The following is a 4,562-nucleotide window of genomic DNA, read 5'->3' on the forward strand; positions in this document are numbered from 1 at the left end:
TTCAGCAGCGTCCCAGGCTTGGTGCGGCTGCGGCCCTTAAGCTGGTGGCGCTTGCGCTCGGGCGCCAGCCGGCGGTCGATGGTGGCCGCCGACATCGACACCAGCAGCGCCGCGGTGTCATCGTCGACGTCCAGCTCGCCGAACCGCCGCAAAATCGGCACCAGCTCGCCCAGCACCGGCGCCAGCCGCTTGCCCGCCGGCATGCCCAGAACCGCCCAGCAGAATACCAGCGCCGCAACGACTTTCGCCCCGTACTTCGGCGGCCTCGGCGGTCGGGGCTTGACCAGCTTCGGCCGCAACGCTGCCTTGAGTGCCTTGCGGGCGTGGTTGCGATGCCAACCGGTGGTGGCGCACAACTCGTCGAGGATCCTGCCCTTGCCGGCCTTGTCCGCCCGCGAGTACGCTAACGATCGTTTAGTTACGGCCTAGACGCATGCGCTAGATCCTACTAGACTTCGTAACTCGTACGTAACTTGTAACGACGCACCGGTTGGTGCGCGAAATCGATCGGAGACATATCATGGCGTATAACAGACGAGGCCGCAGCGGTGGCCGCGGAATCACCAACCTGTTGGGCGATTTCACGGACGACTTGAAGGACTACGTCGACGACGAGCTCGATCGGGACGACGACTGGGACTACGACCGGGGCTACCGGGGCCGGGGCTACCGGGACCGGGGCTACGACCGGGACTACCGGGGACGGCGCGACGAGCGTGAGACCGAGGACGACCTCATTAGTCTGCGCTCCGCCGTCAAGGAGCTAACCGAGAAGGTCAACCACCTGGCCGAAAGCAAAAGCAAATAGCGACGCAAGGAACGCCGTCTCATCCACCCCGACCTGACACCTTTCGCACGGTCGGGGTGGACTGACTTGATCCCGCAGTCGACCGCGGCAGCCGATTGAGGTCGCGACGCTGGAGTCTGTTCGAGGCTAGGCGCGGCCTCGTCGACAGCGCGAGCGATGAAGCAGGGCTATTCGCATATTCGGCGAACCGGGCGAGACCGGCCCCACTACCATCGAGTTCTTTTGGATGGCGCCCAATTATGTGCTGCCGCGTCATTCGCAGAAGACGCAGCGATTCTAGTGGTGTGTCTCGGATTTAGCTGACTTTTTCGAGGGCTATGCGCCCGCGGGCGACTTTGGCAAGGATGGATTCGGCGGTCGCGGTCCAGACGTAGGGACGGGGATCGTCGTTGTGCGCGTTGAGGTATTCCTCGATCGAGGCGATCAGGTCGGGCACGGAATGAAATACCCCGCGCCGCAGCGCTTTATCGGTGAGTTCGCGGAACCAGCGTTCGACGAGGTTGAGCCACGACGAGGAGGTCGGGGTGAAATGGAACTGGAACCGGGGGTGTTTGTCGACCCAGGCCTGCACGGTGGGGTGCTTGTGGGTGGCGTAGTTGTCGACGATCAGATGAATCGTCAAGTCCTTGGGCACCTCACGGTCGATGGTGCGCAAGAACTTCAAGAACTCCTGGTGGCGGTGGCGGGGCAGGCACTGTCCGATGACCGTGCCGGTGAGCACGTCGAGGGCGGCGAACAACGTGGTGGTGCCGTGGCGCCTGTAGTCATGGGTCATTGTCTGAGCGCGGCCCGGGACCATCGGCAACGACGCCTGGGTGCGATCCAGGGCCTGCACAGAAGACTTTTCGTCGGCGCACAACACGATCGCCTTCTCCGGCGGGTTCAAATACAAACCGACGACGTCAACGAGCTTCTCGTCGAAGCGGGGGTCGTTAGACAGCTTGAACGTCTCGATCCGGTGGGGTTTGAGCCCGCGGGCCGACCACACCCGCTGCACGGTGTCCTTGGAGACCCCGACCGCCTGCGCCATCGTCCTGCAGCTCCAGTGGGTCTGTCCCTGCGGACGGTGGTTCTGGGTCAGATCCAGGATCTCCTCGATCGTCTCCTGCGGGATCGAGGGCTTGCGGCCCCGGCCTTTGCGGACTTCCCCCAATTTCGCCACACCGTCCTCGGCGAACCGCGCACGCCAGTTCGCCACCGATGCCGGCGACACCGACAATGCCCGCGCAACAGCGGTATTGGCCGCTCCGTCTGCCGCCATCAACAACGCCTTCGCCCGCACGACCTCGCGATGGGCACCCGACTGCGATCGGGCCAACGACTCGAGCAACTCACGTTGCCCATCAGAAATCTCCAACGCAACAACAGGCTTCCTCATACACGGATTCTACCGAATAAACCCCGATTATTTGCGAGACACACCACTAGCACGATGCGCGCGGTGAACGGTTTACCTTCGCCCGAGCGGTGGCCGGCGGTGTTGAGCGCGGCGGCGGTCTCGGCATCGGTGTGGGTGTCGAGGAGCTGGTCGAGAGCGGCGAGGGTGTTGGGGTGGGTTTGGCGGACCTGCCAGGCCTTTGGCGGGATCGCCACGGTGAGGCTGGTGGTCTGCCCGCCGCGGAGTCGCACGTGCAGCTGGATGTGGTCGGTTTTGTGCAGGGTGACGTCGTCGACGAGGAGGCGGACCATGCGTTTGCGGTCCCGCTGCGGGGTGTCGGGTTTGGACCAGAGGGCGGGGAAATCGGTTGCCAAGCAACGGATTCGGTCTTTGACTTGGTCGGTGAGTGCGGCTTGGGTGGCGGCGTTGGCGCGTTCGTAGTCTTCCTGTGCGGTGTGCAGGGCGCGTAGCGCGTTGTTCCAATCGGCTTCGAGGCTGTCGGCGACGAGTCGATTGTCGGGGTCGACGGCCAGGTAGCGCCGGCGCGCCAGGTCGGCGCGGTGGCGGGCGCGTTCGACATGGCCGCGGCGCAGCGCGTCGGCTTCGGCGGCGCGGGTGTCGAGTTCGGCCCGCACGGTGAGCGCGACCTCGAGCGCGTGGGGGGTGAGGGTGTTCAGCAGCAGGGGGCCGACGGCGTCGTCGACGACGCCGCCGGGCACGCTCTGGCAGCGGGGTGCGCCGTCTTGGATGCAGCGGTTCATGCACTGGTAGTCGGGGATCTCGACGCCGCGGCGGGTGTGGTAGCGCACCGTCATCCGGCGCCCGCAGCGCCCGCAGATGGCCAGCCCCTGCAGTAGCGCGGCGCCCTCCCGGGCGGGGCCGGCGGTGCGGTCTTCACCGTGTGCGGTCGCGTTGCTCAGCAACAGTTTCTGGTTGGTTTCGTACTGGCCCCAGCTGATGTAGCCGGGGTGGGCGTCGGGCATCAGGGCGATCCACTGCTCGCGGGGCAGGGTCTCGAGGGTCTTCTTGCCGTTGTGGTTGAGGCGTTCGCGCCGGCGGCCGTAGGCGAACGCGCCGGCGTAGCGGGGATTGTGCAGGGTGCGCAGTATCCGCCAGTGCTGTAGCGGCATCCAGGCCAGCTCGCCCTTGTGCGTGCCGGTGCGCACCCGCACCGGGAACAGCAGCCCGTCGGCGTTGAACTGTTGCACGGTCGCGCGTGCCGAGCCGGTGCGAGCAAACAGGGTGAACACGTGCCGGATCGCTTGTTGCACACCGGTATCGGGGTCGAGCACGACCTTGCCGGCGGGGTCGTAGACCAGCCCGACCGGCAGCGGCATCTGTAGCACGCCGCGGCGGGCCTTGGATAGCTGTCCGCCGATGAGGCGGGCCCGGATGAAGTGCAGTTCGGCCTCGCTCATGGTGCCCTTGAGGCCCAGCAGCAGCCGGTCATTGAAGTCGGTCGGGTCATAGAGCCCATCCTCGTCGCAGATCAGCGTCGCGGACATGGCGCAGATCTCCAGCAGTCGGTGCCAGTCGGCGTTGTTGCGGGCCAGCCGGGACACCTCCAGGCCTAACACGATCCCGGCGCGGCCCATGCCGACCTCGGCGACCAGCCGCTGGAATCCTTCACGGTCGGCGGCGCTGGCACCGGATTGGCCCTGGTCAGTGTCGATGGTGACGATGTGCTCGGCTTCCCAGCCCAGCGCGATCGCCTTCTGCCGCAACGCGTACTGGCGGGCGGTGGACTCGGTGTTGGTCAGCACCTGCCGCAACGTGGACTGACGCACATACAGGTAGGCGGTGCGCGCCAGGTGCGCACCGGTCACCTTCGCAGCGGCCTGCTCGCTCATGCCCGCTTACCCCCGCGCCGCGACAGCGACCGCCATCGACGCCAGCAACCCGACCAGTTCGGCGTCGACACCGGTTGCGACCGGCGGCAATGTCGCGGCCGGCGTCGGCGGCGGGACGGCCGCAACCGTCGCTGCCTTGCCGATCCGCAGCCATGCGGCGACCCCGCGGTGCTGCAGCACACCCAGGCCGAGCCGCCAGCCGTCGACGTCGCCGGACAACGCCCGCTGGCGCAGCTGCTCGTAACCGCCGACGGCGTGGTCGTTGCTGTCGGGACCTTCGCCGATCTCATTGCGCTCCTCCACTTTTGGGATTTTTCGCGCGGGCCAGCGCTCGCTCTACCGAGCGTGGGTGCACCCTGATCGCGAACTTCTCGGCGATCACGGTCACCAGCCGCGCCGACCCCACCGACGGATCGGCCTCGCGCAGACGCTGCGCGTAGGCGACGACCTCCTCGGTGAGCTTGTGCGCGCGCCGCGGCCCGGGCTTGGCCGGCACTAGCCCGCCCAGCCCGTCGCGGTCCACCGC

General features: G+C 66.8%; 5 protein-coding genes and 1 pseudogene. 1 reads left to right on the forward strand and 5 read right to left on the reverse strand.

Features of this window, described 5'->3' with window-relative positions:
- Nucleotides 1-368 (reverse strand): annotated as a pseudogene (locus ACLP9N_RS22825) (integrase catalytic domain-containing protein); the annotation flags it as partial.
- A 152-nt stretch (nt 369-520) separates the two neighbouring features.
- Between ACLP9N_RS22825 and ACLP9N_RS22830 the strand changes: the two are divergent.
- On the forward strand, nt 521-808 hold the full coding sequence (locus tag ACLP9N_RS22830; protein WP_442409525.1) for a hypothetical protein: 288 nt from the start codon (nt 521-523) through the stop codon (nt 806-808).
- A 295-nt stretch (nt 809-1,103) separates the two neighbouring features.
- Here the strand turns inward: ACLP9N_RS22830 and ACLP9N_RS22835 are convergent, their stop codons facing one another.
- From ACLP9N_RS22835 to ACLP9N_RS22850, 4 genes are all read right to left on the reverse strand, one after another.
- Nucleotides 1,104-2,186, reverse strand: coding sequence for an IS630 family transposase (locus ACLP9N_RS22835; protein WP_442409526.1), 1,083 nt, complete (start codon nt 2,184-2,186; stop codon nt 1,104-1,106).
- Nucleotides 2,183-4,036 (reverse strand): recombinase family protein, encoded by a 1,854-nt coding sequence (locus ACLP9N_RS22840; protein ID WP_442409527.1) that lies wholly within the window; start codon nt 4,034-4,036, stop codon nt 2,183-2,185. The genes ACLP9N_RS22835 and ACLP9N_RS22840 overlap by 4 nt, the downstream gene beginning before the upstream one ends.
- Nucleotides 4,037-4,042: 6 nt before the next feature.
- Entirely contained in the window at nt 4,043-4,339 is a 297-nt protein-coding gene (locus ACLP9N_RS22845; protein WP_442409528.1) for a hypothetical protein, read from the reverse strand.
- Nucleotides 4,323-4,562, reverse strand: a 240-nt coding sequence (locus ACLP9N_RS22850; RefSeq protein WP_442409529.1) for a helix-turn-helix domain-containing protein, incomplete at its 5' end; no start/stop codon positions are given. The genes ACLP9N_RS22850 and ACLP9N_RS22845, both read right to left, overlap by 17 nt.

The organism is Mycobacterium sp. (assembly GCF_052144515.1).
Lineage (GTDB): Bacteria > Actinomycetota > Actinomycetes > Mycobacteriales > Mycobacteriaceae > Mycobacterium.